This window comes from Pseudoalteromonas sp. T1lg21 (genome assembly GCF_002964625.1).
Classification (GTDB): domain Bacteria; phylum Pseudomonadota; class Gammaproteobacteria; order Enterobacterales; family Alteromonadaceae; genus Pseudoalteromonas; species Pseudoalteromonas gelatinilytica.
The window spans coordinates 195,973-221,180 of the sequence record NZ_PQBX01000060.1 but is presented as its reverse complement, the minus strand read 5'-3'; the positions used below and the strand labels follow the sequence as shown (position 1 = coordinate 221,180).

At 43.2% G+C, this 25,208-nt stretch carries 26 protein-coding genes and 1 pseudogene; 1 reads left to right on the top strand and 26 read right to left on the bottom strand.

Annotated elements, in window-relative coordinates; translation table 11 throughout:
• The first annotated feature begins 4 nt into the window (after positions 1–4).
• The gene (locus C2M25_RS14950; protein ID WP_063706630.1) at positions 5–313 is read left to right on the top strand and encodes an EscU/YscU/HrcU family type III secretion system export apparatus switch protein; all 309 of its coding nucleotides are present in this window, start codon (positions 5–7) and stop codon (positions 311–313) included.
• 30 nt (positions 314–343) lie between these two features.
• Here C2M25_RS14950 and C2M25_RS14945 read toward each other — a convergent pair whose 3' ends face one another.
• The 26 genes and pseudogenes from C2M25_RS14945 to fliH form a co-directional block, all read right to left on the bottom strand.
• On the bottom strand, positions 344–748 hold the full coding sequence (locus C2M25_RS14945) for a DUF2802 domain-containing protein (protein WP_055020709.1): 405 nt from the start codon (positions 746–748) through the stop codon (positions 344–346).
• 15 nt (positions 749–763) lie between these two features.
• Complete coding sequence (locus C2M25_RS14940) at positions 764–1,261, bottom strand: chemotaxis protein CheW (protein ID WP_063706628.1); 498 nt, start codon at positions 1,259–1,261, stop codon at positions 764–766.
• Between the two features lie 21 nt (positions 1,262–1,282).
• Complete coding sequence (locus C2M25_RS14935; RefSeq protein WP_063706626.1) at positions 1,283–2,041, bottom strand: chemotaxis protein CheW; 759 nt, start codon at positions 2,039–2,041, stop codon at positions 1,283–1,285.
• A gap of 2 nt (positions 2,042–2,043) precedes the next feature.
• On the bottom strand, positions 2,044–2,814 hold the full coding sequence (locus C2M25_RS14930; RefSeq protein WP_054553253.1) for a ParA family protein: 771 nt from the start codon (positions 2,812–2,814) through the stop codon (positions 2,044–2,046).
• A gap of 11 nt (positions 2,815–2,825) precedes the next feature.
• On the bottom strand, positions 2,826–3,785 hold the full coding sequence (locus C2M25_RS14925; protein ID WP_105175237.1) for a flagellar motor protein MotB: 960 nt from the start codon (positions 3,783–3,785) through the stop codon (positions 2,826–2,828).
• A 6-nt stretch (positions 3,786–3,791) separates the two neighbouring features.
• Positions 3,792–4,556 (bottom strand): flagellar motor protein, encoded by a 765-nt coding sequence (locus tag C2M25_RS14920; protein ID WP_063706620.1) that lies wholly within the window; start codon positions 4,554–4,556, stop codon positions 3,792–3,794.
• Positions 4,549–5,712: a protein-glutamate methylesterase/protein-glutamine glutaminase gene (locus C2M25_RS14915; RefSeq protein ID WP_063706618.1), complete on the bottom strand. Its 1,164-nt coding sequence runs from the start codon at positions 5,710–5,712 to the stop codon at positions 4,549–4,551. The genes C2M25_RS14920 and C2M25_RS14915 overlap by 8 nt, the downstream gene beginning before the upstream one ends.
• Positions 5,713–5,775: 63 nt before the next feature.
• Positions 5,776–8,073 carry a chemotaxis protein CheA gene (locus C2M25_RS14910; protein ID WP_105175238.1) on the bottom strand — a complete coding sequence of 766 codons (2,298 nt, stop codon included), beginning with the start codon at positions 8,071–8,073 and terminating at the stop codon, positions 5,776–5,778.
• Between the two features lie 15 nt (positions 8,074–8,088).
• On the bottom strand, positions 8,089–8,856 hold the full coding sequence (locus C2M25_RS14905; RefSeq protein ID WP_063706616.1) for a protein phosphatase CheZ: 768 nt from the start codon (positions 8,854–8,856) through the stop codon (positions 8,089–8,091).
• A gap of 17 nt (positions 8,857–8,873) precedes the next feature.
• Positions 8,874–9,257 carry a chemotaxis response regulator CheY gene (gene cheY / locus C2M25_RS14900; RefSeq protein WP_016708035.1) on the bottom strand — a complete coding sequence of 128 codons (384 nt, stop codon included), beginning with the start codon at positions 9,255–9,257 and terminating at the stop codon, positions 8,874–8,876.
• A 40-nt stretch (positions 9,258–9,297) separates the two neighbouring features.
• Complete coding sequence (locus C2M25_RS14895; protein WP_054562345.1) at positions 9,298–10,008, bottom strand: RNA polymerase sigma factor FliA; 711 nt, start codon at positions 10,006–10,008, stop codon at positions 9,298–9,300.
• Between the two features lie 26 nt (positions 10,009–10,034).
• On the bottom strand, positions 10,035–10,895 hold the full coding sequence (locus C2M25_RS14890; RefSeq protein ID WP_036970099.1) for a MinD/ParA family ATP-binding protein: 861 nt from the start codon (positions 10,893–10,895) through the stop codon (positions 10,035–10,037).
• Positions 10,888–12,366 carry a flagellar biosynthesis protein FlhF gene (flhF, locus tag C2M25_RS14885; protein WP_105181448.1) on the bottom strand — a complete coding sequence of 493 codons (1,479 nt, stop codon included), beginning with the start codon at positions 12,364–12,366 and terminating at the stop codon, positions 10,888–10,890. Before flhF ends, C2M25_RS14890 begins: the two co-directional genes overlap by 8 nt.
• Before the next feature lie 20 nt (positions 12,367–12,386).
• Positions 12,387–14,498, bottom strand: coding sequence for a flagellar biosynthesis protein FlhA (flhA, locus tag C2M25_RS14880; protein ID WP_063706611.1), 2,112 nt, complete (start codon positions 14,496–14,498; stop codon positions 12,387–12,389).
• Between the two features lie 71 nt (positions 14,499–14,569).
• A complete protein-coding gene (gene flhB, locus C2M25_RS14875) occupies positions 14,570–15,700 on the bottom strand; it encodes a flagellar biosynthesis protein FlhB (protein WP_105181447.1) in 1,131 nt (376 codons plus the stop codon).
• Between the two features lie 9 nt (positions 15,701–15,709).
• Positions 15,710–16,489, bottom strand: coding sequence for a flagellar biosynthetic protein FliR (gene fliR / locus C2M25_RS14870; protein WP_063706607.1), 780 nt, complete (start codon positions 16,487–16,489; stop codon positions 15,710–15,712).
• Positions 16,490–16,759 (bottom strand): flagellar biosynthesis protein FliQ, encoded by a 270-nt coding sequence (fliQ, locus tag C2M25_RS14865; RefSeq protein ID WP_063706606.1) that lies wholly within the window; start codon positions 16,757–16,759, stop codon positions 16,490–16,492.
• A gap of 40 nt (positions 16,760–16,799) precedes the next feature.
• Positions 16,800–17,540 (bottom strand): flagellar type III secretion system pore protein FliP, encoded by a 741-nt coding sequence (gene fliP, locus C2M25_RS14860; RefSeq protein ID WP_063706604.1) that lies wholly within the window; start codon positions 17,538–17,540, stop codon positions 16,800–16,802.
• 4 nt (positions 17,541–17,544) lie between these two features.
• Positions 17,545–17,928, bottom strand: coding sequence for a flagellar biosynthetic protein FliO (gene fliO / locus C2M25_RS14855; RefSeq protein ID WP_105181446.1), 384 nt, complete (start codon positions 17,926–17,928; stop codon positions 17,545–17,547).
• On the bottom strand, positions 17,925–18,326 hold the full coding sequence (gene fliN / locus C2M25_RS14850) for a flagellar motor switch protein FliN (protein WP_063706600.1): 402 nt from the start codon (positions 18,324–18,326) through the stop codon (positions 17,925–17,927). The genes fliO and fliN overlap by 4 nt, the downstream gene beginning before the upstream one ends.
• A gap of 22 nt (positions 18,327–18,348) precedes the next feature.
• Complete coding sequence (gene fliM, locus C2M25_RS14845) at positions 18,349–19,440, bottom strand: flagellar motor switch protein FliM (protein WP_063706598.1); 1,092 nt, start codon at positions 19,438–19,440, stop codon at positions 18,349–18,351.
• A gap of 9 nt (positions 19,441–19,449) precedes the next feature.
• Positions 19,450–19,971 (bottom strand): flagellar basal body-associated protein FliL, encoded by a 522-nt coding sequence (fliL, locus tag C2M25_RS14840; protein ID WP_063706596.1) that lies wholly within the window; start codon positions 19,969–19,971, stop codon positions 19,450–19,452.
• A gap of 72 nt (positions 19,972–20,043) precedes the next feature.
• The gene (locus tag C2M25_RS14835) at positions 20,044–22,470 is read right to left on the bottom strand and encodes a flagellar hook-length control protein FliK (RefSeq protein WP_105181445.1); all 2,427 of its coding nucleotides are present in this window, start codon (positions 22,468–22,470) and stop codon (positions 20,044–20,046) included.
• Positions 22,471–22,582: 112 nt separating this feature from the next.
• The gene (gene fliJ, locus C2M25_RS14830; RefSeq protein ID WP_063706592.1) at positions 22,583–23,038 is read right to left on the bottom strand and encodes a flagellar export protein FliJ; all 456 of its coding nucleotides are present in this window, start codon (positions 23,036–23,038) and stop codon (positions 22,583–22,585) included.
• The gene (gene fliI / locus C2M25_RS14825) at positions 23,038–24,372 is read right to left on the bottom strand and encodes a flagellar protein export ATPase FliI (protein ID WP_105181444.1); all 1,335 of its coding nucleotides are present in this window, start codon (positions 24,370–24,372) and stop codon (positions 23,038–23,040) included. The genes fliJ and fliI overlap by 1 nt, the downstream gene beginning before the upstream one ends.
• A gap of 17 nt (positions 24,373–24,389) precedes the next feature.
• Positions 24,390–25,207: pseudogene (gene fliH, locus C2M25_RS14820) on the bottom strand (flagellar assembly protein FliH).
• Between the last annotated feature and the right edge of the window lies 1 nt (position 25,208).

The window sequence follows — 25,208 nt, the reverse complement described above, 5'->3', positions numbered from 1 at the left end:
TTTTATGAGTGAACACGCGATGCATAAATCTGCGATAGGCCTACTCTACGAAGCTGGCAGCTCGCCAAAAGTGACCAGTAAAGGCTTTGGTGAATTGGCGGAAGAAATTATCAAGCTCGCCGAGCAAAAAGGTATTCTGATACACCAAGATGCTGATTTAGCCCAAACTCTGTCTCATCTTGAGTTAGGTGAAGAAATACCGAAAGAGCTTTACTATGTCATTGCCGAGTTAATTGCTTTTTCGTACGTATTGCGTGGTAAATTTCCACCGGGTTGGCACGATTTTCAGGGTAAGCTCAACATTCAAGCCTAGTGCTCAGAAGCGCTCAAATAAAAAAGCGCCTTATTGGGCGCCTTTTTGTTTATGAAGTGACATGAGTAGCTCAGCTTCGGCTCTGGGTAATTCGCATTCACGAATTATTTCTTCTAAATCAGCACCTAGCTCAACCATTTTAACCGCTCGCGAATAAATTTTCGCGTTCGGATCATCATATTTCTGTGCATCTTGTAGCTGTTCAAGCTCTTTACTTTTTTCTTCAACAGCGACAACACGTTTGCCAATACTTAGCATGCCGGCACGCATTTCAGCCACTTCGCTACGAAGAATACTCAATTGCTGTTGAGCTTCTTGCAGCTGTTTTTGCTTGGCCTGAATTGCCGCCGCTTGTTTATTGTTATTGACAAAAATAAGCCCCAAACACACTAATACAAGTAAGATTGAGGCACCAAACAAAGAGTATAACAGCATATAATTTCCAAACGCTTATAGTGCGCTTAGCTCGTCCCACTCATCGTCATTTAGTAATTTATTAAGATCAACCAAGATCAATAGCTCACCATCACGGTTAGATACGCCTTGGATAAACTTAGCACTTTCTTCTGTGCCGATATTTGGCGCACTATCAATTTCAGAGCTACGTAGGTAAACCACTTCAGCCACACTGTCGACCAAAATACCGATCACTTGTTTTTCAGCTTCAATGATCACGATACGTGAGTTATCAGTGACTTCTGCACCCATTAAACCAAAACGTGCACGCGTGTCGATCACTGTCACAACGTTACCACGTAAGTTAATGATACCTAACACATAAGACGGTGCACCTGGTACAGGAGCAATTTCAGTATAGCGAAGTACTTCTTGTACTTGCATTACATTAATGCCGTACGTTTCTTCTTCAAGTTTAAAGGTTACCCACTGTAACACTTCATCGTTGCTATCAGCATTTTTATTAGCTGACAGTAGTCTTTCTCCACTCATGCTATTACTCCGTAAAAATAGTTACTGCTCACGGCTGTCTAAGCCCTGCTCTAGCAATTGATATAAATTTTCAACGTCAATCAAGGCGCACATTTTCTCTTTGATGACACCTGCAAGCCAAGGCCGCTTACCTGATTTAGTTCGCCATTTTACATCTTCTTTTCGAAGCGTAATATTATTGACGAGCTTTTCAGCCAACAATCCCCATTGACTGTCACCTAAGGTGATTAAATACTGATAATTTAATGATTGTTCTAATTTTTCATCATATTTTTCTGGCATAACCCAACGTGCAGTATCAACAACATTCAGTTTTTCTTCACGGTTCAGCATCACGCCTTTAAACCATTTAGGCTTACCAAATAATTGGTTAACCTCTGCCAGCTGATGAATTCCCCCTAATGCTTTTAACGGCACGGCGAGCGTTAACCCCGCCACTTCGAAGAACAATGCCTGAAATTCACCATCAAAATAGTCTTCTTGGCGATCAGACGATGTTTTTGCAACCAGTTCTGCTTTAGGTTCTTCAACTATATCTTTGATATTAGCTTGGTTCTCGGTTTTCTCAAGCTCTTTAGTCGGTTCAGGGGTTGGTAAAACAGGTTCTGGGGTAGGCAGAATTTCCGTCAGCTTTTCTTCTGTCTTTGTTTCTGGCTCTTTAACCTGCTCTAACAGCTTTGCGACAGGCTCAAGGTTTTGGTCTGTAGGCTCATCTTCACACAACAAAGCGCCCAAATATTGGGTCATCACTTTTTCATTGGCAAATAAATGCTTACTCATCTCTAACCTTGTGCAACTAAGTAATCAAGCAGTGCGCGATAGGCAAATACCCCACGTGAACGCGGGCAAAATTGAATCGGCACTTGTTGTGCTAAACTAGCATCTCTAAATTTTGTATCGACAGGCACGACACCTGACCATACTTTGTCTTTGTAATTATCCTGCAGAGTCTTATAAGCTTCAAGTGATGCTTTAGTGCGTTTGTCGTACATTGTTGGAATAATCGTATATTGATACTGTTTGGCTTGTGATGTTTGCATCAGCTCCATGGTGCGCATCATACGATCAAGCCCTTTTAAAGCCAAAAATTCAGTTTGTACTGGCACTAAAATTCGTTCGCTTGCTGCAAGAGCATTGACCATCAAAACGCCTAAAACAGGCGGGCAATCAATAATCGCGTAATCATAATGGTCGCTAATTTTGGCAAGTGCTTTTTTCAGTATTAAGCCCATGCCATTTTTATTACCCATGCTTCTATCAAGCGTCGCAATTGCCATAGTCGCAGGTAAAATATCAAGATTTTCAAGTGTTGATGGGCATAAAGCCTGTAAAATTTCTTCACTTGCCATACTGTTACCGCGTGCAAATATATCGTACACACTGACTTCAAGATCTTCAGAATCAATACCAAAGTAATAAGTGAGTGATGCATGCGGGTCGGTGTCAATAAGTAACACGCGCTTCCCTTGTAAAGCGAGAATGCCAGCAAGGCTAACGGCTGTGGTGGTTTTCCCTACCCCACCTTTTTGATTCGCTACGGTCCAAACTTTCACATCACACCTTATTATTGTTCATTGCGCGTGGTAATCCTAATACCACCATGTGGTAATTGAATCACTTTAATGGTGTTATCATTGCTTGGCAACTCAATTTCAGTTGTATCTTGTGCTTGATTTTGTGGCTCTTGCTCTGAGCTTTCTGGTGCTTTAGGTGGTAGACCATACTTTGACAAGGCGACCACCACTTTACGGTTTTCAGCACGTCCTTGCTCGGTATCATTACTCACAAATGGTGAGTATTGTCCGTAACCTTCAATGGCCATACGCGCTGGATTGATACCCAAACTTTCAAGTTCGACGAGTACCGATGTAGCCCGCGCTACCGATAACTCCCAGTTAGAACGAAACATCTCATTGCGAATACCTTCATTATCGGTATAACCACGCACGCGAATGTAATTATCAACAGGGGCAATAATATCTTTTACTAAGCCAACGACTTGCTTGGCTCGTTGCTGCGCAACGGCACTGCCCGATGAAAACAGCATCCCAGAGCTTAGTTCAATGATAAGCCAGTCTTGATGTAACTCTAAACTCGCTTCACCATCACGAATTTCATCAATCAGTGCAGACTGCAATTTCGTGAGTAAGCTGTCGAGGGGCTTGCCAAGATGCTTTTTCTCAATATTACTGGTTTCGCTTTGCCCATCGAGTAGCTCAGGTCCTTGCTCTTCTTTACGAATGCTCTCACCGTACAAAATATCGTTCTCGGTGCTGACTCTGTCAGTTAATATGCCCGTGCCGTTAACGCCTGTGCCCACCTGCTGTTGCTGACGAGCAGACTTTTCAAACACCTGTTCAAGAGAGTCTGAGAGAATTTGAAAGTCTTCATTCTTACTAATTGCGATTGCATACATGACCACAAAAAAAGCAAACATGATGGTCATGTAATCGGCATAAGAAACTAGCCAGCGTTCGGTGTGTTGGTTTTTTGACGTGTTATGACGCAAGCGACGGCGCATCATGTTAAATTACTCGTCAACTAAGCTTGGACGCTCTACACGATACGCCTCAAGTTTTAGTTCGATATTTAGTGGGCTCTCACCTTGCGAGATAGCAATAATGCCTTCAGCAAGTAATTCATGATACAGCATTTTTTGTTCAATTTGCTGCTTAAGCTTATTCGCCATTGGCAAAAAGAGTAAGTTAGCTAAACCAACACCATAAATGGTAGCGATAAAAGCAGTTGCTACACCCGCACCCAGTTTTTCAGGATCCGTTATAAACTGCATGGCCTGAATCAAACCTAACACGGCCCCTAAAATACCAATTGTTGGACTATAGCCGCCCATTGCTTCATAAACACGACTTACCTCGAGTAAGCGTTCGCGTTCTAGCATTAAATCAATCTCAAGGGTATCTCTGAGTTTTTGTTCATCAATCCCATCAACTAGTAGACTCAAGCCTTTTGCCGCATACGGGTCTGAATGAGATAATGCTTCAGATTCTAGTGCTAAGTAACCTTCTTGACGTGCCTTGTGTGACCAACGCTTCACTTGCTCTATAGCAGCTTCAATATCATGATACGGAGGAAAGAACACCCAATGACTGATCTTAAGCGTTTTGGTAAAGACACTACCAGGGGTCTGTAGCATCACAGCCCCGAGTGTCCCACCTAAAACAATGATCAGCGCCGGACCATTGAATAATGCACTGACAACACCGCCTTCAAGCGCATAACCAAAAGCAATGGCGCCTAATGCAACGATTAAGCCAAGAAACGAAAGCTTATCCACAGCCAGTCTCACGAGTTAAACGCGCTGCAACATCATTGAGTGCGAGGCTTTCGCTCGCTAATCCTGCGTTTGCAACAGCTTGCGGCATACCGTACACCACACTGGTTTTTTCATCTTGCGCCCAAATGGTTGCCCCCACTTGCTTGAGCATGCGTGCACCATCACGGCCATCTGCGCCCATACCAGTTAAGACTACCGCCAGCACATCACCGGCAAAGGTTTTTGCGGCACTCGCAAAGGTGACATCGACGCTAGGTTTGTAGGTAATACGCGGGCTGTCATCTTCAAACACACGTAATGTGCGAGAGCCGCCGCGCCCTTCAATCAGCATTTGTTGACCACCAGGTGCTAAATAAGCTGTCCCTGGCACTAAACGGTCACCATTTTGCGCTTCTTTCACATTGATTTTGCATAAGCCATTAAGCCTTGCAGCAAAGGCTGGCGTAAACGCCGCTGGCATATGCTGAATCAGCAAAATAGGGTGTGGGAAGTTAGCTGGCAACTGAGTCAAAATTGTTTGCAGTGCCACAGGCCCACCGGTTGAAGTACCAATCGCAACCAACTGATATTTTTTACCGGAGGCACGCATACTACTCACTGATGAAGACGATCCAGCAGATGAACTAGCAGGCGCTGTCGCAGTACGACTAAAGCTACGATCAGGCTGAACAATACCGCTGCTGGTCGTTGTGCTACGAGTTGGCGCAGATGTCGGTGTTGTTCTGGTCACTGGCGCTGGACGCGTAAAGCGAGAAAGTCGACGACGACCAATTTCTTTTACTTTATTTTGTAAAAGCGCAATTGCATCTTCATTATTGCGGGCAATATCTTCGAATTTTTTCGGTAAAAAATCTAACGCCCCAGCATCCAGTGCATCTAGGGTTGCTGTTGCGCCATCACGGGTGAGTGATGAAAACATTAAGATAGGAGTCGGTGTTGCTGCCATTATTTCTTTCACGGCACTAATGCCATCAAGAACAGGCATTTCAACATCCATAGTAATTACATCAGGTCTTAATTCACGGGCTTTATCTACCGCTTCACGACCATTTACGGCAAAACCAATTACCTGAATATTGCTGTCTTGCTCTAAAATTTCGCTCACTCTACGGCGAAAAAAGCTTGAATCATCAACAACTAATACTTTGACTGCCATTGGCACTCTCTTGTTTTATTTCATTGAAAGTGCAGCTTGAGCGCTGCACTTTACTATTTATTATTAGCCAACGTAGTGCTTCAGCATGCTAGGTACGTCTAAAATAAGTGCGATACCCCCATCAGACGTGATGGTTGCACCAGCCATACCCGGAGTGCCTTGCAATAATGCATCAAGAGGTTTAATCACCACCTCTTCTTGACCAATTAACGAGTCAACCACAAAGCCCACTTGTTTAGTGCCTATTTGAACAATAACCACGTGACCTTCTGCTTTGCGCTCTTGGCGGTTGGCTCCTTTTACTAACCAATGTTGTAAGTAGAAAAGCGGTATCGCTTTTTCACGTACAATAATTGTCAGCTGACCATCCACTACGTTTGTTTTCGTTAAATCAAGATGGAATATTTCGCTTACACCAGCAAGTGGTAAAGCAAATGTTTGCTCACCAACAATAACCATTAAGGTTGGTAGAATCGCAAGCGTCAACGGCACCTTGATTTCAAGTGCAGTCCCTACACCTAATTCAGACTGAATATTAACTGAGCCGTTTAATTGGGTGATTTTAGTTTTCACTACATCCATACCCACGCCACGGCCTGAAATATCAGAGATTTCTTCTTTCGTTGAGAAACCTGGCGCAAAAATTAGATTATATGCTTCTGTATCTGATAAACGGCTTGCTTGGTCATGGTCGATAACACCTTTGGTGATCGCAATTTTCTTCAGTTTCTCTGCATCCATACCCGCACCATCATCGCGGATAGTAAGTAGGATGTGATCACCTTCTTGCGAAGCCGACAGCGTTACAGTACCTGTACGCGGCTTGCCTGCAGCTTCACGCACATCAGGCATTTCAATACCATGGTCAACCGAGTTACGCACTAAGTGCACTAAAGGATCGGCCAGAGCTTCTACTAAGTTTTTATCTAAATCGGTTTCTTCACCAACTAATTGTAAGTTGATGTCTTTTCTTAAGCTACGCGCTAAGTCACGAACAACGCGTGGAAAACGACCAAAGACTTTCTTGATTGGCTGCATGCGGGTTTTCATAACCGCACCTTGCAAGTCAGCTGTCACCACATCTAGATTAGAAATAGCTTTACCCATTGACTCGCTGTTGCTGTTATTAGCAAGGCTTACCAAACGGTTACGAACCAATACTAACTCACCCACCATATTCATGATTTCATCAAGGCGTTTTGTATCAACACGTACGGTTGTTTCAGCCTGTGGTGGTGGCGCTTTCTTTGGCGCTGCTGCAGCGACGGGAGCTTTTTCCGGTGCTTTTGCTGGAGCTGGCGCTGGTTTACTTGCTGCTGGTGCAGGTTGAGCCGCAGGTTTTGAAGCTGCTGGTTGAGCAGGTTTTGCAGGCTCCGCTTTAGGCGTTTCTGGGGCTTTTTCTGGCGCTGCCGTTTCTAAAGACTGTGGCGCACTGCCTTTCCCATGTAATTCGTCAAGTAAGGCTTCAAACTCGTCATCGCTAATTTCATCGTCTGAACCACTACTTGTTGCTTCTGCAGCAGGTGTTGGTGCAACAGGTTCAGCAGCTTTAACAGGTTCTGGCTGAGCAACTTTATCTTGTTTTACTTCACCGAAATTGCCAACGCCGTGTAACTCATCTAATAAGCTGTCAAATTCGTCATCAGTGATGTCGTCACTGTCGCTACTAATTACATCTGGCGTGGTTGAAGCAGGACCTTGCCCCTTGCCATGAAGCTCATCAAGTAGGCTTTCAAATTCATCTTCGGTGATTTCGTCAATGTTCTGTGATTCAGGCTTGCTATCTGCAAGACCACCGCCATCAAACAACATGTCGAAAGCAAATGGGTCATCTTCATCAATATTATCTGTCGCGATATCAGCTGTAACGTCAGGCGTATCGACAACTGGCTCTTCAATAACAGGCTCTTCAGGTGCAACTGCAACATCGCCTGCTACAGAAATATCTTCACCAGCGAGCTCTTCTGCTGTAGGTGGCTGGCTTAATTTATGAAGAACATCTAATAGGGCTTGATCTGCGGGCTCTGGTTGTTCGCGATTTTGAATCGTAGCGAACATTTCATTGATAGTGTCGAGGGCCTGTAGGATTACATCCATCAGCTCAGGTGTAACTGTACGCACACCTTGACGTAATAAATCGAAAACATTCTCTGCACCATGACACGCATCAACAAGCTCTGTCATGCTCAAGAAACCTGCACCACCTTTTACAGTGTGAAAGCCTCTAAAAATGGCGTTTAAAAGATCTTTGTCTTCTGGGTTATTTTCAAGCTCGACTAATTGCTCTGACAAAAGCTCTAAGATTTCCCCTGCTTCAACAAGGAAATCCTGTAATATATCTTCATCGACTTCAAAGCTCATGCAGCTACTCTCCTCTTAGAAGCCCAGACTTGATAATAGGTCATCGACTTCATCTTGTCCTGAGACAACATCATCGCGAGACTCACTATCAATAATCGGCCCTTCAGGACCTGCTAGTGTATCACTGGTCGCAGGTGCTTTTTCTATGGCCTGTTTTTCTTGTTGTTGATGACCATCTTCTTGACTGCCAAACACAGTTAAGAGATTAATTAAACTGTCTTCTACTTCTCGCACTAATTCGATGACTCGGCGGATAACCTGCCCCGTTAAGTCTTGATAGTCCTGCGCCATCAACACATTAGTCATCAAACCTTGTAGTTCGTCGGTTTTGGTGTGCGAGTTATTCATGAACTTATCTAAGCTATGACATAACGATTTAAATTCACCGAGTTCAATTTCTCGGCTCATTAAACGATCCCAAGTGGGTTTTATTGTTGCGATTTCATCAGCAAGTTGTTGTGCAATCGGTAAACTTGCTTCAACCGCATCCATGGTTTTATTTGCGGCGCTTTCTGTCATTTCCATAACATAATTTAAACGCTGCTTAGCGTCTGGGATCGCTTCGGTAGTTAAATCGGCGAGACGAGTATCTAAGTCAAAGTTTTTTAACGCTTCATGAAGCTGACGCGTCAATTTACCGACTTCAGCAAACAACTCTGATTGTTCTTTCGATGCAGCTTCAAGAATCAGCTTATCGGCTTTTTCTTGTTCACCATTTTCAAGATACTCAACAAGTTGACGAGCTTGCTCTAAACTTATTTGAGGCGCAGCAAGTGCTGACATAAGCCTCTCCCCTTAGATTAACCTAAACGTTCGAACACTTTTTCCAATTTGGTTTTAAGTGTCGCAGCAGTGAATGGTTTAACGATATAGCCATTAACACCTGCTTGAGCAGCAGCAACAATTTGTTCTTTTTTCGCTTCAGCTGTCACCATTAATACAGGAATATGCTTAAGGCTATCATCAGCACGAATTGCGCGTAACAAATCAATACCTTGCATACCAGGCATGTTCCAATCTGTTACAACAAAATCAAATTCTTGATTTTGTAGCATTGGTAATGCTGTTGAACCGTCGTCAGCTTCCTGCACATTGGTAAAACCTAAATCCCTTAATAGATTTTTAATGATACGTCTCATTGTAGAAAAATCATCAACAACAAGAATTTTCATGTTTTTATCCAAAACATCCTCCGGTGAGGTTTGAACCTTTATTTACTTACTACTAATTAATCCAGTCATTGATTTTTGCTTTGAGCTTAATCATCGCCTGACCATGTATTTGACTCACACGCGACTCGCTAACATCGAGTATGTGTCCTATTTCTTTTAAGTTCATTTCGTCGTTGTAGTACAAAGACAAAACAAGAGCATCTCTTTCTGGTAACGATTGGATTGCCGTTAATAGAGACTGGTTAAACCGCTCATTTTTAACGTTATTAAACGGTTTGTCTAGTCCTAAATCCTGACCTACTGGTGTGATGACGTCTTCATCTACGCCTAAGTCTTCTATACCTAATACTTTACTCGAATTTACATCATGTAGAATATGATGGTACTCATCCAGTGTAATATCAAGTTTTTCAGCTACTTCAGTGTCTTTTGGTTCACGATTTAGCGTACTTTCTAATTCAGATATGGTTTCAGCCACAAGGCGGGCATTGCGGTGAACTGAGCGAGGAGCCCAATCACCTCTACGAATTTCGTCTAACATCGCACCACGAATACGAATACCTGCGAAAGTTTCGAAGCTTGCACCTTTGCTTGCATCAAAGTTTTTTGACGCTTCAATCAGGCCAATCATACCTGATTGAATTAAATCATCGAGTTGTACACTGGCAGGTAAACGAGCAATTAGATGGCACGCCACTTTTTTAACTAAAGAGGCATGTTTTTCAACAATCGCATTCAGATTCTGTGCTGATTGATATCCCATCGCTTTATTCACCGATGTTGTCATAGTTAGCCGTTTACTAGTTTTTCAATAAAAAATTCTAAATGGCCAGACGGTTGATTAGGGATCGGCCACTTAACTGCTTTTGTTGCTAATGTTTTAAACGCCACCGCTGCCGGTGAGTTCGGGAATAATTCAACAATCACTTTTTGACGACGCGTTGATTTACGCATGTTCTCGTCATAAGGAATGGTTGCAACTAACTCCATTGAAACATCTAAAAAACGATCCGTTACTTTTGAAAGTTTAGCAAATAATTCTTGCCCTTCACGCATACTGCGCACCATATTGGCAACAATTTTAAATTTGTATACGCCATGCTCGCGGCTCAGGACTTTAATAAGTGCGTAAGCATCGGTAATTGAGGTAGGTTCATCACATACAACCACAACAACATCTTGGGCTGCACGAGAAAAGCTTAATACCATGTCAGAAATACCCGCGGCGGTATCGACAATTAAAATATCAAACTCAGTGTTTAACTCGCTAAAAGCGCGAATAAGGCCAGCATGCTCTGAAGGTGTTAATTCCACCATGCTTTGTGAGCCAGACGTTGCTGGTACAATTTTGATGCCTGCAGGGCCTTCAACAAGAATTTCATCAAGCTCACACTCGCCTGATAAAACATGAGATAAGTTACGTTCAACACGAAGGCCAAGCATTACGTCACAGTTTGCCAGACCTAAATCGGCATCTAGTACTAATACACGATTACCTAGCTGACCTAATGCAATTGCGGTATTGAGTGAAACGTTGGTTTTACCCACACCACCTTTACCGCCAGTAACAGCGATAACTTTAACGCCACTATTATTATTTTGATTCATTTTGCGCAGGCCGCTTGCTTGATCTAATACTGTGTTAATCATACATCCCTACTGTGTTCGACGCTACTGCTTGACGTCTTGAATGTTGTGCTTTTGCTCGTTTTAAATACAATTGTTCAGCTTTTTTCACTAGTTTTTCAGCATTCGCTACGCGAATATCCTCAGGAACGCGCTGACCGTTAGTAAGATACCCTATTGGCAGACGATTTTGAATCGCTATGCTAATAATCTCACCTAAACTTAAAGATTCATCCAATTTAGTGAAGATACAGCCACTTAGGTGAACCTTTTTAAAGTGTCTTACGGTTTCTTGCAAGACATTAATCTGTGCTGTTGCACTTAATACTAAATAACTACGAATATCAACACGCTGATTACGCATTAGGGTGTTTAATTGCTCAGTTAAACGTAAGTCGCGTTGGCTCATACCCGCTGTGTCTATTAATACTAGACGCTTATTACGTAAATGGTATAACACTTCTGCTAATTCATTCGCATCTTTTACTTGCTTTACGCCACAACCAATAATACGACCATAAGTCGCCAATTGTTCGTAGGCACCAATTCTGTAAGTATCAGTAGTGATCAACGCCACTTTATCGGCGCCATATTTTTGCGCACCTAATGCAGCTAGTTTTGCAACTGTAGTAGTTTTACCAACGCCTGTTGGTCCCACTAACGCAAATACACCGCCTTGACGCAATATTTCGTTATTCGTTGTATGCATTTGGTTTTCAACCATTTGCAGTAATGCTTGCCATGCTTGTTGGCGAGATACATCGTCAGGAATGAAACACGCCATTTGCTCTGCTACATCACGCTCAATGCCCATACCAGCTAAGCGGTCAATCATACACGCACGAGTCGGATCGCGACGGGCCATGTCTTGTTGCATTAAGCCAGAAACTTGGTGTTCAAGTAATTGACGGATCGCGTTCATTTCTTCGCGCATGGTCGTCATTTCTGACTGATTAGCTGGCGCAGCGCTTTTGTGCTCTGCTGGTGAATCTAAATCATCAAAACCAGAATCTAAGTCGTCATCAAAACCTAAGCTATGCGCTTGAGTTTGCACACGAGGCGCTGCTTGTTGTTGAAAACGAGGAGCGTGTGCATACTCAGGTTGTTGTTGCTGATAGCTAGGTGCTTTAGGCTGATAGTGTTCACTGGTATCGATACCAGATTGGCTAAACATTGATGCAAGCTCTGGCGAACGAGGGCGTGGGGCTTGACGCTCAAGTAACGCTTGTAGGCTATCCGCAACTTTAGCTTGCGGCTCAGGCTTGGCACGCATTGGCTCTGGCTTAACAAAGTTATGCTGTGGTGCAGGTTTTGCTTGCACCACAGGTGCTGCTTCGGCTTTCGGGGCTGCTTTGTCATAGTCAACTGCTGCAACGATTTCAACACCGTTAGCAAGCTTTTTGTTCGACATAATAACCGCATCAACACCTAGTTCATCTTTCACTTCTTTCAGTGCTGTGCGCATATCTTTAGCAAAAAAACGTTTAATTTTCATGGTTCAACCCCTTTACTATCCTATTGTTGGCCTACTGAGCTGACAATCTTAATCTGTCTTTCGTCTGGTACCTCTTGGTAAGACATCACCCTTAAACCTGGGATGGTGTACTTAACGAATCGAGATAACACAGTACGTAACATTCCTGACGTTAACAGTATCGAAGGTTCACCGGCCATTTCTTGGTTTTGATGCGCTTCATTCAATGATTGTTGAAGTCGCTCTGCAAGGCCTGGCTCTATTCCGGCACCTTCGTCACCTGCATTCTGAAGTGACTGATGCAACATCTGTTCCAACTCAGGCGCCAAGGTTATGACAGGGATCTCAGAAGACATACCAACAGCGTCTTGAACGATAAGTCTGCGCAGTGAAATTCGCACTGCAGCCGTTAGTACATCAGGGTCTTGGCTACGCGGGCCATACTCAACAAGGGTTTGAACAATTGAACGCATATCGCGAATTGCTACCCCTTCATTGAGTAAGTTTTGTAGCACTTTAACAACAGTAGTAAGTGGTAATACGTCAGGAACCAGACCTTCAACAAGTCGAGGATGGCTCTTCGCTAACATATCTAATAAGTTTTGAACTTCTTCATGACCCAGTAGTAAAGCTGCGCTATTAGTGAGTAACTGACTAATATGAGTTGCAACCACAGTCGCTGAATCAACCACAGTATAGCCAAGTGACTGTGCTTCATCTTTTTGATCTGGTTTGATCCAAACCGCATCTAGACCAAATGCAGGATCTTTTGTTGCAACCCCTTTGATTGGACCAAATACTTGGCCTGGGTTGATTGCTAACTCATCACCATGTTTCAACTCACCCTCACCGCTTGAAACACCCATCATAGTGATTCTGTAAGCATTCGGATCAAGTTCTAAGTTATCGCGAATGTGCACAGGAGGTACCAAGAAGCCAAGCTCCTGAGACAGTTTCTTACGCACACCTTTGATACGATTTAACAGTTCCCCACCTTGAGATTGGTCAACAAGTGGAATTAAGCGATAACCTACTTCTAAACCAATAACATCAACTTGCTGTACGTCATCCCAGCCAAGCTCTTTTTGCTCTTGTTTATTAGCAACACCTGTACCTGGCGCACCACCATTTGCTTCTTGCTCTGCTTTTTCTGCTTCAGCTTTGGCTTTTTGTTGTTGGGTGAAATAAGCAAGGTAACCCAGTAATGCACCTAAACTTAAAAATGCGATATGCGGCATACCTGGTACTAGACCCATGATGATCAAAATACCTGATGCGATATAAAGAGACTTTTCGTTACCTAACTGGTTCTTAACTTGATCGCCCATATTGTGCGATTCATTTTGACGAGTAACGACGATTGCAGTACCGATTGACAGTAACAGTGAAGGTAGCTGTGCAACAAGACCATCACCAATGGTTAGTAAAGTATACACTTCCATCGCACGGCTGAACGATAAATCATGTTGGATCATACCAACAAATAAACCACCAACGATGTTAATCACTAGAATAACGATACCCGCTATTGCATCGCCTTTTACGAACTTACTCGCACCATCCATTGAACCATAGAAATCGGCTTCGCGGGTCACTTCTTCACGGCGTTCACGGGCTTGCTCTGCACTGATAAAACCAGCGTTTAAGTCAGCGTCAATCGCCATTTGTTTACCTGGCATTGCATCAAGAGTAAAGCGAGCTGATACTTCTGAAATACGGCCAGCACCTTTGGTGATAACCACAAAGTTAATAATGATTAAAATCAGGAAGACCACTAAACCAACAGCATAGTTACCGCCGATAACAACCGAGCCAAAGGCCTCGATAACTTTACCGGCTGCATCTCCACCATTATGACCTTCGAGTAATACTACACGGGTACTCGCGACATTCAGCGCTAAGCGCATGATAGTTGCAATCAGTAGTACCGCGGGGAACATACCAAATTCAAGGGGTTTCATGGTGTAAACCGTGACCAGCAACACCACCAGTGCTAACGCGATATTAAACGAAAAAAGAATATCTAAAAGAAATGGTGGCAGGGGTAAAATCACCATGCCCAGCGCTGCAAGTACCATTAATGGCGTGCCGATACCCTTCGCATATTCTTTTTTATCTCTGTTAAGTTGTTGTAATACCGCTTTAAATTCCATAATTCAACAATTTCAAAAAATTGACACTACACGGAATTTGCAATAACTATTCCAAGTTACATTGCTACTTATTAATATTTATAAGCATCGGGTATTGGGAGCTTTTTATTGAGGGGTACAGGGCGTTTTCCACGTCCTTTTTGGAAGCGTTTTAATTGGAAGACATAAGCCAGAACTTGCGCAACAGCAGTGAATAGCTGATCGGGTATTTGATGGCCGACATCGGTGGTGTGATACAGGGCACGTGTAAGCATTGGCGATTCAACAATGGGGACATCATTCCCCTTACCTACTTTACGAATTTGCATGGCAAGCTCATCGACCCCTTTGGCAATCACAATTGGTGCGCCAGCCTTGGCTGTGTCGTACTTAAGCGCGACTGAGTAGTGCGTCGGGTTGGTTACGATAACATCGGCATCGGGTACATCTTGCATCATCCGTCTTTGCGACATTTCACGCTGTGTACGACGGATACGGGCTTTTATTTGCGGATCACCCTCAGAGTTTTTATATTCGTCTTTCACCTCTTGTAGGGTCATTTTTAGCTGTTTGTGGTGCTTATGGCTTTGATAAGGGGCATCAATCGCAGCAATGAGTATCAAAGTACAAGTCAAACCTAAGAACATCCAAGATAAGATTTCGAGAGCATGAATAAAATTACCCGGCGCGCTTTCAATACTTAAATGCAGAATTTCATCGAAGAAGGTATTAATTAAGAACACCGCAAAACCGGCAACCACAACAAATTTTAAAATTGACTTAACCAGCTCTACCCCTGCTTGCGGGCCGAGCATACGTTTAATGCCTTTTGCTGGCGACATTTTACTTGCTTTTGGTGCTGCCGCTTGCCAGCTGAAGTTATAGCCACCTAAGAGCGTATTACCAATAAAAGCGGCTATCACGATGATCAATACAAACATAGCCATGGGGAATAATAACGCATCTGCGACTATGCCCCACACTGAAAACATCTTAGTGGTATCGTAGGTTTCATTGCGATTAAGGCTTAATAAACGCCCCATCACATTATACAGACCTTTGCCAATTTCAGGGCCATACAGCAATAGCGAGACTGCCGAGAAGATAAGTACGAACATGGTGCCTAGCTCTTTCGAGCGAGCAACCTGACCCTTTTTCTTGGCGTCGTCTATTTTTTTCCCGGTGGGTTCTTCGGTTTTTTCTTGACCTGAATCATCAGCCATGGCGTGCTCCTAAGGTGTACAACCAACAAGGCTGCACATTAACTCAACCATTTTTAACCACTGAAACTCAAATTGAGTCATGAAGTTACCTAGCGTTGCCCAAATAATCACGAGCCCTGCCACTAAGGTAAACGGAAAACCAATCGAAAAAATATTTAACTGCGGTGCTGCACGGGTCATTACACCAAACGACATGTTAATCACCAGCATGGCTGTCAGTGGTGCTAAAGCAAGTACCAAAGCGGTAGTGAACATCCAGCCACCCCACGTAACGATATCCCAGTAGTGATCAACTGACCACCAATTACCATCGATTGGTAACACTTCAAAACTATGAATGACCATTTGGATCATCATTAAATGACCATTAAAAACAAAAAACAGTAAGGTCGCCAGAATCAAATAAAACTGACCAACTGCTGGCACGTTTAAGCCATTTGATGGGTCAACAACAGACGCAAAACCAAGACCGGTTTGCATCGCAAGTATTTGTCCAGCAAGAACAAAGGTATTAAGGAGTAAGGTTGATGCGAACCCGATTGCCACACCGATCAGCATTTGCTGAATTACCACAAGAACCATTTCAAACGAGAACAGATTATTAAAAGTTGCTTGCGGCAGCATAGGCACAGCGACAAAGGTGACCACCACAGCTAAACCTAGCTTAATACGGGTTGGTACATTCCTGGCGCCAAGCCCTGCCATGATCATAATCATGGAACTAATACGCACCAAAGGCAGCAAAAAGTCGCTGAGCCATTGAATGATGACAGCAAACGGAAATTCCATTTAGCCTGCAATCTCCGGTATCGACATCACTAATCGAATAAAATAATCCATGAGTTCTTGGGTAAACCAGTGACCGCCAACAATAAGCGCACTGATAGTGATTAGTAAGCGTGGTAAAAAGCTTAATGTTTGCTCATTGATTGAGGTTGCCGCTTGGAAAACAGCAACAACAAGACCAACTAACAAGCCTGGCACCACAATAGCCGATACTAATTTAATGACTAAAAACAAAGCATCACTGAGTATATCGACAAAAATTTCTGGTTCCATTTTGTGCCTCCGACCTAATTAAGTGCCTTGAATTGCATCGCTATACCCCAAGCCCAAAACTCTTCGCAAGCGTGCCCATTACTAGGCTCCAACCATCCACTAACACAAATAGCATGATCTTAAAGGGTAACGACACAATCATTGGTGAAAGCATCATCATACCCATTGCCATTAATACCGAAGCGACGACTAAATCCACAATCAAAAATGGGATAAAAAACATAAAGCCAATGATAAAGGCTGTTTGCAGTTCGCTGGTAACAAACGCAGGGATCAACACAATAAGCGGCGTGTCTTCTGGCGAATCGAGTTTGTCGTAACCGGCTATTTTCGCGAAGGTTTCTAAATCTTTAACCCTAACTTGCGAAAGCATAAACGCCTTCATTGGCTCTTTGGCAAGCTCTAACGCTTGCACGGAGGTAACCTGTTCATTTAAGTAAGGCTCTATAGCACGCTCATTCACCTGTTGATAAATTGGCGCCATAATAAAGATACTTAAAAACAGTGACATACCTAACAATATTTGATTCGATGGAGTTTGTTGCAGACCGATTGCCTGACGCAAAATAGCCAATACCACAATGATCCGAGTGAATGATGTCATCATAATGACCGCAGCTGGGATAAAACTCAGCGCTGTCATTATCGCTAACACTTGTAGCGTCACAGAGTAATCTTGAGAACCATCAGGGTTGGTGGTAATGGTCAGTGCTTCTATACCCTCAGCATTAACTGATGGCAGAAATAACACACTTGCTAAAATAAGTATCCACTTGATCATAGCGTTAATTCTTTTTATTTGAAGGTGATTGTGGGTTCAGTAACTTACCAAATTTTTTAGCAAGCTCTGGCAATTCTTTTTCTTGTAATGGTGTTTCTAGCTTGTGCAGGTAATTAATACTGTGCGGGGTCACACCAATTAAGTGCTGAGCGTTATCAATTTCAATGACCATTAAGCGTTCACGAGAGCCCAAAGGCAAACTACGCACAACTTTAAACTCATCACTATTGGCAAGATTTGGGTTTAATTTTTTTACCAAAAAAGCCAATGCAATAATAACGACCAACACTAAAAGCAAAGACATCACCATAGACAGTAAATCTGCCGTAGGTGATGCCGTTGGAAATGCAGTGCTCGACGCACTCGCTAAAGCGATTAACACATTCATCGTAACTTTTTAATACGTTCAACTTGGCTAATAACGTCAGTTAAACGAATACCAAACTTATCGTTTACCACAACGACTTCACCGTGAGCGATAAGCGTCCCATTAACCAACACATCAAGAGGCTCACCAGCAACACGGTCTAGTTCAACCACTGAACCTTGGTTTAGCTGTAGTAAGTTACGAATATTGATTTTTGAACGACCCACTTCCATCGAAATAGTGACGGGAATGTCTAAGATGGTATCGAGTTTGCGTTTTTCATCGCCAGAGAGCTCATGTCTCTCATCTTTTAATTCATCAAGCTCTGCCACAGCAGCATCGCTTGAGGCATTTTCGGCTTCCTCAGCTTCGGCTAAGGCCGCTGCCCATTCGTCCATTGTATCTTGATCATCACTCATTATGTTTAACCTTATAAATCGACTACCAGTCTAAATCTACACCTTCAGATAAATGTAGATCTTCTTCTAGTTCTGCTAATTCTGCATCTGAATCCAGTTTTTTGCCACCTTTTGTGAACACATGTAGTTCTGACTTAACTGATTCAGGGCGTTTAATTTTTTCGCTAATTTGGAGTGCCACATTGTCACGAGAACGACCCATTTTCGCTCTAAAGGTCGGCAGCTCTTCAATAAATACGGTGATATGTTCTGGCATTTCAACAGGGATAATATCGCCAGCTTTAAGCTCCATGATTTGTTGCAGCGTTAAATCAACTTCAAGTAATTGCGTTGATAAATCCACTTCAACATCCATGATTTCATCACGCAGTGCCTTACTCCAACGCAAGTCGGTATCTTCAGTGTCTGATTGCACACCAGCATCAAGTAATTCACGGATTGGCTCAAGCATTGAGTAAGGTAATGCGATATGGAAATCACCACCCCCACCGTCAAGCTCAATGTGGAAAGAGCTAATAACAACGACTTCGGTCGGACTTACGATGTTAGCCATTGCAGGGTTTACTTCTGAGTCAAGGTACTCAAAAGACACGTCCATAACTGGTGCCCATGCTTCTTTATAATCTTCAAAGATGATTTTAAGCAGCATTTGTACGATACGGCGCTCTGTTGGGGTAAATTCACGGCCTTCAATTTTTGCATGATAACGGCCATCACCACCAAAGAAGTTATCCACCAAAATGAATACTAAACGCGCTTCCATGGTAATTAAGCCAGTCCCTTTTAACGGACGAAAACGGACCATGTTTAAGCTGGTTGGCACGAATAAGGTATGGATGTATTCGCCAAACTTAATCATCTGCACGCCGTTAATTGACACCTCAGCGGTGCGGCGCATCATATTAAATAGGCTAATTCGCATATGACGGGCAAAACGTTCATTCACGATTTCCAAGGTCGGCATACGACCACGGACAATACGATCTTGTGATGAGAAGTCATACTGTAGAGTATTACTGTCTAAATCATCACCGTCGTGAATATCTTCCTCTTCGACTTCATCAACGCCGTGTAAGAGCGCATCAATTTCGTCTTGAGATAATAAATCGCTCACGCTGACCCCTTATTGCATCACAAAGCCGGTAAATAATACCCGCTCAATCACTTTGCTGCCTTCAACATCATTTAATGCTGATTGCACTTTTTCAAGTGCAGCTACACGCACTGATTCTTTACCTTCGCTGGTACCTAATTCATCAGCTGTTGTGGTAGAAAGTACGCTTAACAATGTACTTTCGATAAGTGGAATATGCTTTTTCGCAGTTTCTTCATTTACTTCACCACGCACTAGCAACTGTACTTTTATCTGCACGATTCGGTCGCGGCTAGCGCCTGGCACGTTAAAAACAAATGGACGAGGCATGGCTACATAAAGGGCTGAGCCAACTTGTGCCGAACTTGATGGTGCAGCAACCTCAGCAGCGGTTGTTTCATCTGCCAAACTCTCTTCCGGAGCATCACCACCCATAAACAAAAAGTAACCTGCTGCTGCACCAACAATCAACACTACAGCAGCAATGATGATAATCAGCTTCTTTTTGCCTTTACCTGTATCTTCTATTTCTAAATTTGCTTCTTCGGCCATTGTTAATTCCTTCAGCGTTACAGCTATTAGCCCATCATGCTGTAACTATTTTATTTCTTATAATAGCAGGACTTATGCATAGTAATCTATTGATGATGAAGATTGTTGTCGAGAAGTTTCTGAGCTTTGCGCTGATACTTCTGGTTGTTGCTCATCTGTTTGTTGATTTCCAGCGAACTGCCCCTGCCCTGACTGCCCATCTTGTTGCTCAGGGCTACCTTGCTGAATACTGCTCTCACCCAGCTCAATCCCTTGTTGTGCTAACATTTCTCTTAAACGTGGCATTGACTGCTCTAATGCCTCTTTAGCCTGCTGATTTTGCACTACAAAATTAATTTGAGCTTGCTCAGCATCACTACGTATACGAATTTGCATACTGCCCATTTCTGGCGGGTCTAAGCGAATTTCAGCTTCTTTATTATTAATATTTAATAATGCACTCACGCGCTCTTGAAGCATCTTCGCTGCATCACTTTTTATGATGTTTATCGCTTGCATTACACCAGGGTCAACGCTCACTGATTTGGATTGAGCCTGCGTTTGTGCTGTGGTTTGCGTATGCATTGTTTGTACATCAAGCGCTTGCTCATATTGCTGATGCGCCACTTCATAAGCACCAGTTTGAGTCGCCGTATTCAAAGGCGCCGTTAATTGATTAAATAATTGCGCCACACGGGGCGTCACAGCTTCTTGGGTGCGTTCGCTATTGAGCTTAACCTCTTGCTCTGCAATGACGTCTTCACCAGCAATCGCTTCACTCACCTGCGCTGCAACTTGCGCTGTGTTATTTTGTTTCGCTTTATTATTTTCAGCATTGACCGTTACTGCACTTACTGGCATCGCTGCACTGGCTGTTGCAGGGGTATTAATTGCCTCAGTAAGCACCGTTTGTGCCGCAGATAATTTTTCGTACTGAGCTGTGCCCGGCGTTAGCGTTTGTAACTGAGTATTCACTTTGTTTAACAGTGCTTGCTGTTCATCTTTACTAAGAGCAGTAAGCTGCTTTTCTACGCTTGCAGGCAGTTTGCTATCAAGGGCTTTATTATCTGCGAGTTTAACGTCTTGCTGCGTCTGACTGTCATCAGCAATTTCTGGCTCTACAGCTTGTTGTGATACAACACTCTGTGTAGTTTGTGTTGTAGGCTTACTACTCATCACATCAGTCAATAGCGACTTGATTGTTGCCACCTCATCAGCACCAAGCTTGTTATCAGCTTTTAGTTGATTTATTTGTTGCTCAAGTTGCTTTTGTTGTTCAGACGTTAAAGATAACCCCTTAGCGAACTCACTTACCGCTTGTCCATCACCACTTTGCACTTTTGCAAATAGGCTAACGATTGACTTATCTGTTACTGGTTTTTCTGTAAATGCTAGTTCTAACTTGATTGCTGCGTCAGTTGGTTTGTCTGATGTTCTCGCTGCGCTTGCTGCATCGCTTTTTTGAACTACCAACTCATCAGTAGCTAGATTTACCGCTGACTTATCACCGTTGTTTTGTGCTTGCTTTGCCGTCACATCAGCCGTTTTCACATCACTTTGAGTGCCATTATCTGTATCGCTAAGTAGTTTGTTTAAAGCAACTTTGCTTGTCTCATTTGCATCAGGCACTTTTTCTTCAGATGATTTTAATGTGTCTACATTCGCTGATTGTTTTTGGGCGTTATTTAACAGAGCGTCTATATCAACTGGTGTTTCTTTGTTGTCAGTTACTTGTGCTGCACTGGCAATGTTAGCCACCTGAGGTTTTGTATCAGGCGTATTAACAGCAGACACACCCTGCTTTTCTTTATCTGTTAATGGGCTATCAACAATAGGGGTCACGCTATCTTTTGGCGGTAAATCACCCATCGCTTTTAATTGGCTATCAACCGCTGTCGCAACTTTTGACTTGTGTAATAAGCTTGATACAGAATTGTCATCTTGTGCTACGATTTTTGACTCATCGGTCTTTGCAACCTCTGTCATCGGTGACGGTATAACCGGTGTAATAGTATCGATTGGCATTGGCTTTTTATCAACAACCACCGGACTAAACTCATTATTTTCAATCAGTTTATTAACTTTCGTACTCATTGCTTGAGCTGCATTTATTTGTGAAAGTAATGAATTTTCTTCGTCTTCGACAAGCGCGAGTTCATCGCCTTGCTCTTTAATTACAGCTTCATTATGAATATCTGGACTTGTTTTAGATTGCTGCTCTGTAGACGTGGTAGCAGTTGCAACTTTAGCATCACTAGTTGTGTTCTCATCACCTAATTTGGCATCTGATTTAGGCTCTTCAGAAAGACTAATAGCTTTAGTTTCATCAACAGAGTCAGTGTCGGTATCACTTTTTGGTTGAGATTTGGTACTTGCATGCGCGTTTGCCGCTTCACTTGCTTCTGTGAGTGAAGTTAAAAAGCTTAATCCAGATGCTTTATCGTTAGACTCTATGTCTTTGCCTGAAAAACCAGTACCTTGCTCAGTTTTAACCTGCAAATTGATATCACTGATCGCCATAATTCACCTAACCTAGTAACCTAAAGAAATGAGGCAATTTGCCGCCGCAAGTGCCAAAATTAATGCTTCTGATTAAACAAATGCAATTAACATGCCTAAAAAGGTTAGAATTTTAGAGAAGTGCGTTTTTAAGCTGACGCTGATAAAACTGATTTGAAGCGAATTCGTCTAACATTTTTTGCTCTGCTTTCGCCACCAGCATCGCTTGCTTTTCAGCTTGCTTTTCAATCAACTTTGCCACTGCTTTTGCTTTAACTTGCTGTTTTAACCACAAGGCTTTTCGCTGCGTAACCACCTGTTTTGCGGTATTCACAGTACTTGCTTGCTGGCGTATTGCTTCTTCAATTTTCGCGATAAACGCATGATATTGACTAAACCCGGCACTAGACAAACCTGAGCGCCCTTTCAAATGTAACTGCTGAGAATACTCCATGCGAAAGTTATTCAACCCTTGTAGTTTTTGTTGATTACTTTGTAAGTGCTGCTGCGCTTTTAAGTAATCCATACGTAACGATTCTTCTTTATCGCTCTCAAGTTTTAACAATAAATCAAGTTTACTTTTAGCCATTAGCCTTGTCCTAATAACTGCGCAAGACCTTGCAGACCATCATCATAACTAATAACGTCTTTCATGCCTTGCTGAAGGAATTGATTGACTCGCGGCATCATATTGATTGCTTGGTCGAGCATAGGGTCGGTGCCTTTTTGATAGGCCCCTAACGTGATCATGTCTTTGTTCTGTTGATACATTGAATACACTTGCTTAAGCACTCGGGCTTGTTGCATATGCGCTTCTGAAACAACCTGTGGCATAACACGAGAAATCGATTTTTCGATATCAATGGCTGGATAATGACCACTGTCGGCTAAATCTCGAGATAAAACAATGTGACCATCTAAAATAGCGCGGGCCGAGTCAGCGATTGGGTCTTGCATATCATCGCCCTCACTAAGTACAGTGAAGAACGCTGTAATGGCACCTTGCCCTTCACCACCATTACCAGCACGCTCCACCAGCGCAGGCAATTTAGCAAACACTGAAGGCGGGTAACCTTTGGTTGCCGGAGGCTCGCCAACCGCTAAGGCGATTTCACGTTGCGCCATGGCATAACGGGTAACAGAGTCAAGTAATAACAATACGTTAAGGCCTTGATCGCGAAAGTATTCTGCAATGGTCACCGCACTTTCACAGCCTTTTAAACGCATTAATGGCGAAGCATCGGCAGGAGCTGCAACCACCACTGAGCGCTTACGACCTTCAACGCCAAGGATTTCTTCAATGAATTCTTTTACCTCACGGCCACGCTCACCCACAAGCCCTACCACGATCACATCCGCTTCAGATCCGCGGGTCATCATCCCCAGTAACACTGACTTACCGACACCAGAGCCTGCAAACAGACCCATCCGCTGGCCTTGACCTACTGTAATAACAGAATTGATGGCTCGTACACCCACGTCCATAGGCTGACTAATTGGACGTCTTGCCAGTGGGTTAATTGGGTTTTGCGCAAACTTTAGGTGATGCTCAGCATTAATGGCACCTAAGCCATCAAGTGGGCGACCAAGACCATCCACCACTCGGCCAAGTAAGCTCATGCCAACCGGCAACCCGGTTTCGTTTACTTTTGGGATAACTCGCGCACCAGGCAGTACGCCAGAGATGTGATCATTTGGCATTAAATAAAGTGTTTGGTCGTTAAACCCCACAACTTCAGCATCAACAAAGCCGTTTATCGTCTCAATTTTACATTGACTGCCAACAGGCGCTCTAAGACCTTTTGCTTCCAGTGTTAAACCGACAACACGCGTCAGAATACCGGCAACAGCCGGTTTAGGAGTCTTGATATGTTTTTCATAGCGCTGTAAGCGTTCGCTAAGAGTCATTGATTGAGCACTCATGATGAGCCTAAAAAGTGTTAGATACCACTACTATGCAAAAAGTTTTCCAACGTTTCTTTGACGCGGGTTTTTATTGTCATATCGAGCGATGATTGCGGGGTTTTAATTTCACAACCACCGCGCTCTAAGGTTGGCTCAGCCACTAACTGCCAATGGTTATCTGCAATGGTTTGTTCGCCATAACTTTCGGTAATTAAAGCGATGTCATCAGGATGTAAGTGAATACGTACTTTCGCTTGCTCTTCACCTAATGCTCAATGGCTTGCTTTAATGCATGCAAAATAATCTCTGGGGAGGTTTTAATTTCTTGGTAAACTAAGACCTCTGTCAGCATCACTGCTAACTGCACTAACTGCTTCTCTGCACTTTCATCAACTTTTGATAATGGCTGAGATAAGCTATCAAGTAAGCTTCTTAACGTGGTTAGTTGCTCTTCTAAAATTGGCTTGATTTCTTCTTGGCCTTGTTCTTTACCAAGTTCAACGCCTTCTTTAAAGCCCGCTTCTTTACCTTCATGTGCGCCCTTTTCAAAGCCATCAATGTAGCCTTGTTCATGGCCTTGCTTTAACCCTTCTTCAAAGGCATCTTGACGAATTCGCTCAAGCTCTGCCATGGTTAATGCTGGGATCTCAGGCTCTTCAGGTTGTTCTTCAACCTGCTGTTTTTGCTGCTCTTTGCGGTATAGGTCAGCTAATGGCGTGCCATACGCTGTAGAGCGCCCTGCCAGTTTTCGGGTATCTTGTGCAACATCAGGAATCGGCCAGTTTTCCAGTAATTCATCGACTGCTTCACTGGCATGTACAGGACGTCCGGTATGAAACGAAGGCTTAGTCATG

Bases quoted from the DNA above. Each gene is read 5' to 3' on its own strand.
- C2M25_RS14950 (WP_063706630.1), top strand. From the start codon at position 5: ATGAGTGAACACGCGATGCATAAATCTGCGATAGGCCTACTCTACGAA.
- C2M25_RS14945 (WP_055020709.1), bottom strand. From the start codon at position 748: ATGCTGTTATACTCTTTGTTTGGTGCCTCAATCTTACTTGTATTAGTG.
- C2M25_RS14940 (WP_063706628.1), bottom strand. From the start codon at position 1,261: ATGAGTGGAGAAAGACTACTGTCAGCTAATAAAAATGCTGATAGCAAC.
- C2M25_RS14935 (WP_063706626.1), bottom strand. From the start codon at position 2,041: ATGAGTAAGCATTTATTTGCCAATGAAAAAGTGATGACCCAATATTTG.
- C2M25_RS14925 (WP_105175237.1), bottom strand. From the start codon at position 3,785: ATGATGCGCCGTCGCTTGCGTCATAACACGTCAAAAAACCAACACACC.
- C2M25_RS14915 (WP_063706618.1), bottom strand. From the start codon at position 5,712: ATGGCAGTCAAAGTATTAGTTGTTGATGATTCAAGCTTTTTTCGCCGT.
- C2M25_RS14910 (WP_105175238.1), bottom strand. From the start codon at position 8,073: ATGAGCTTTGAAGTCGATGAAGATATATTACAGGATTTCCTTGTTGAA.
- C2M25_RS14905 (WP_063706616.1), bottom strand. From the start codon at position 8,856: ATGTCAGCACTTGCTGCGCCTCAAATAAGTTTAGAGCAAGCTCGTCAA.
- C2M25_RS14895 (WP_054562345.1), bottom strand. From the start codon at position 10,008: ATGGGATATCAATCAGCACAGAATCTGAATGCGATTGTTGAAAAACAT.
- C2M25_RS14890 (WP_036970099.1), bottom strand. From the start codon at position 10,895: ATGATTAACACAGTATTAGATCAAGCAAGCGGCCTGCGCAAAATGAAT.
- flhF (WP_105181448.1), bottom strand. From the start codon at position 12,366: ATGAAAATTAAACGTTTTTTTGCTAAAGATATGCGCACAGCACTGAAA.
- flhA (WP_063706611.1), bottom strand. From the start codon at position 14,498: ATGGAATTTAAAGCGGTATTACAACAACTTAACAGAGATAAAAAAGAA.
- flhB (WP_105181447.1), bottom strand. From the start codon at position 15,700: ATGGCTGATGATTCAGGTCAAGAAAAAACCGAAGAACCCACCGGGAAA.
- fliR (WP_063706607.1), bottom strand. From the start codon at position 16,489: ATGGAATTTCCGTTTGCTGTCATCATTCAATGGCTCAGCGACTTTTTG.
- fliQ (WP_063706606.1), bottom strand. From the start codon at position 16,759: ATGGAACCAGAAATTTTTGTCGATATACTCAGTGATGCTTTGTTTTTA.
- fliP (WP_063706604.1), bottom strand. From the start codon at position 17,540: ATGATCAAGTGGATACTTATTTTAGCAAGTGTGTTATTTCTGCCATCA.
- fliO (WP_105181446.1), bottom strand. From the start codon at position 17,928: ATGAATGTGTTAATCGCTTTAGCGAGTGCGTCGAGCACTGCATTTCCA.
- fliN (WP_063706600.1), bottom strand. From the start codon at position 18,326: ATGAGTGATGATCAAGATACAATGGACGAATGGGCAGCGGCCTTAGCC.
- fliL (WP_063706596.1), bottom strand. From the start codon at position 19,971: ATGGCCGAAGAAGCAAATTTAGAAATAGAAGATACAGGTAAAGGCAAA.
- C2M25_RS14835 (WP_105181445.1), bottom strand. From the start codon at position 22,470: ATGGCGATCAGTGATATCAATTTGCAGGTTAAAACTGAGCAAGGTACT.
- fliJ (WP_063706592.1), bottom strand. From the start codon at position 23,038: ATGGCTAAAAGTAAACTTGATTTATTGTTAAAACTTGAGAGCGATAAA.
- fliI (WP_105181444.1), bottom strand. From the start codon at position 24,372: ATGAGTGCTCAATCAATGACTCTTAGCGAACGCTTACAGCGCTATGAA.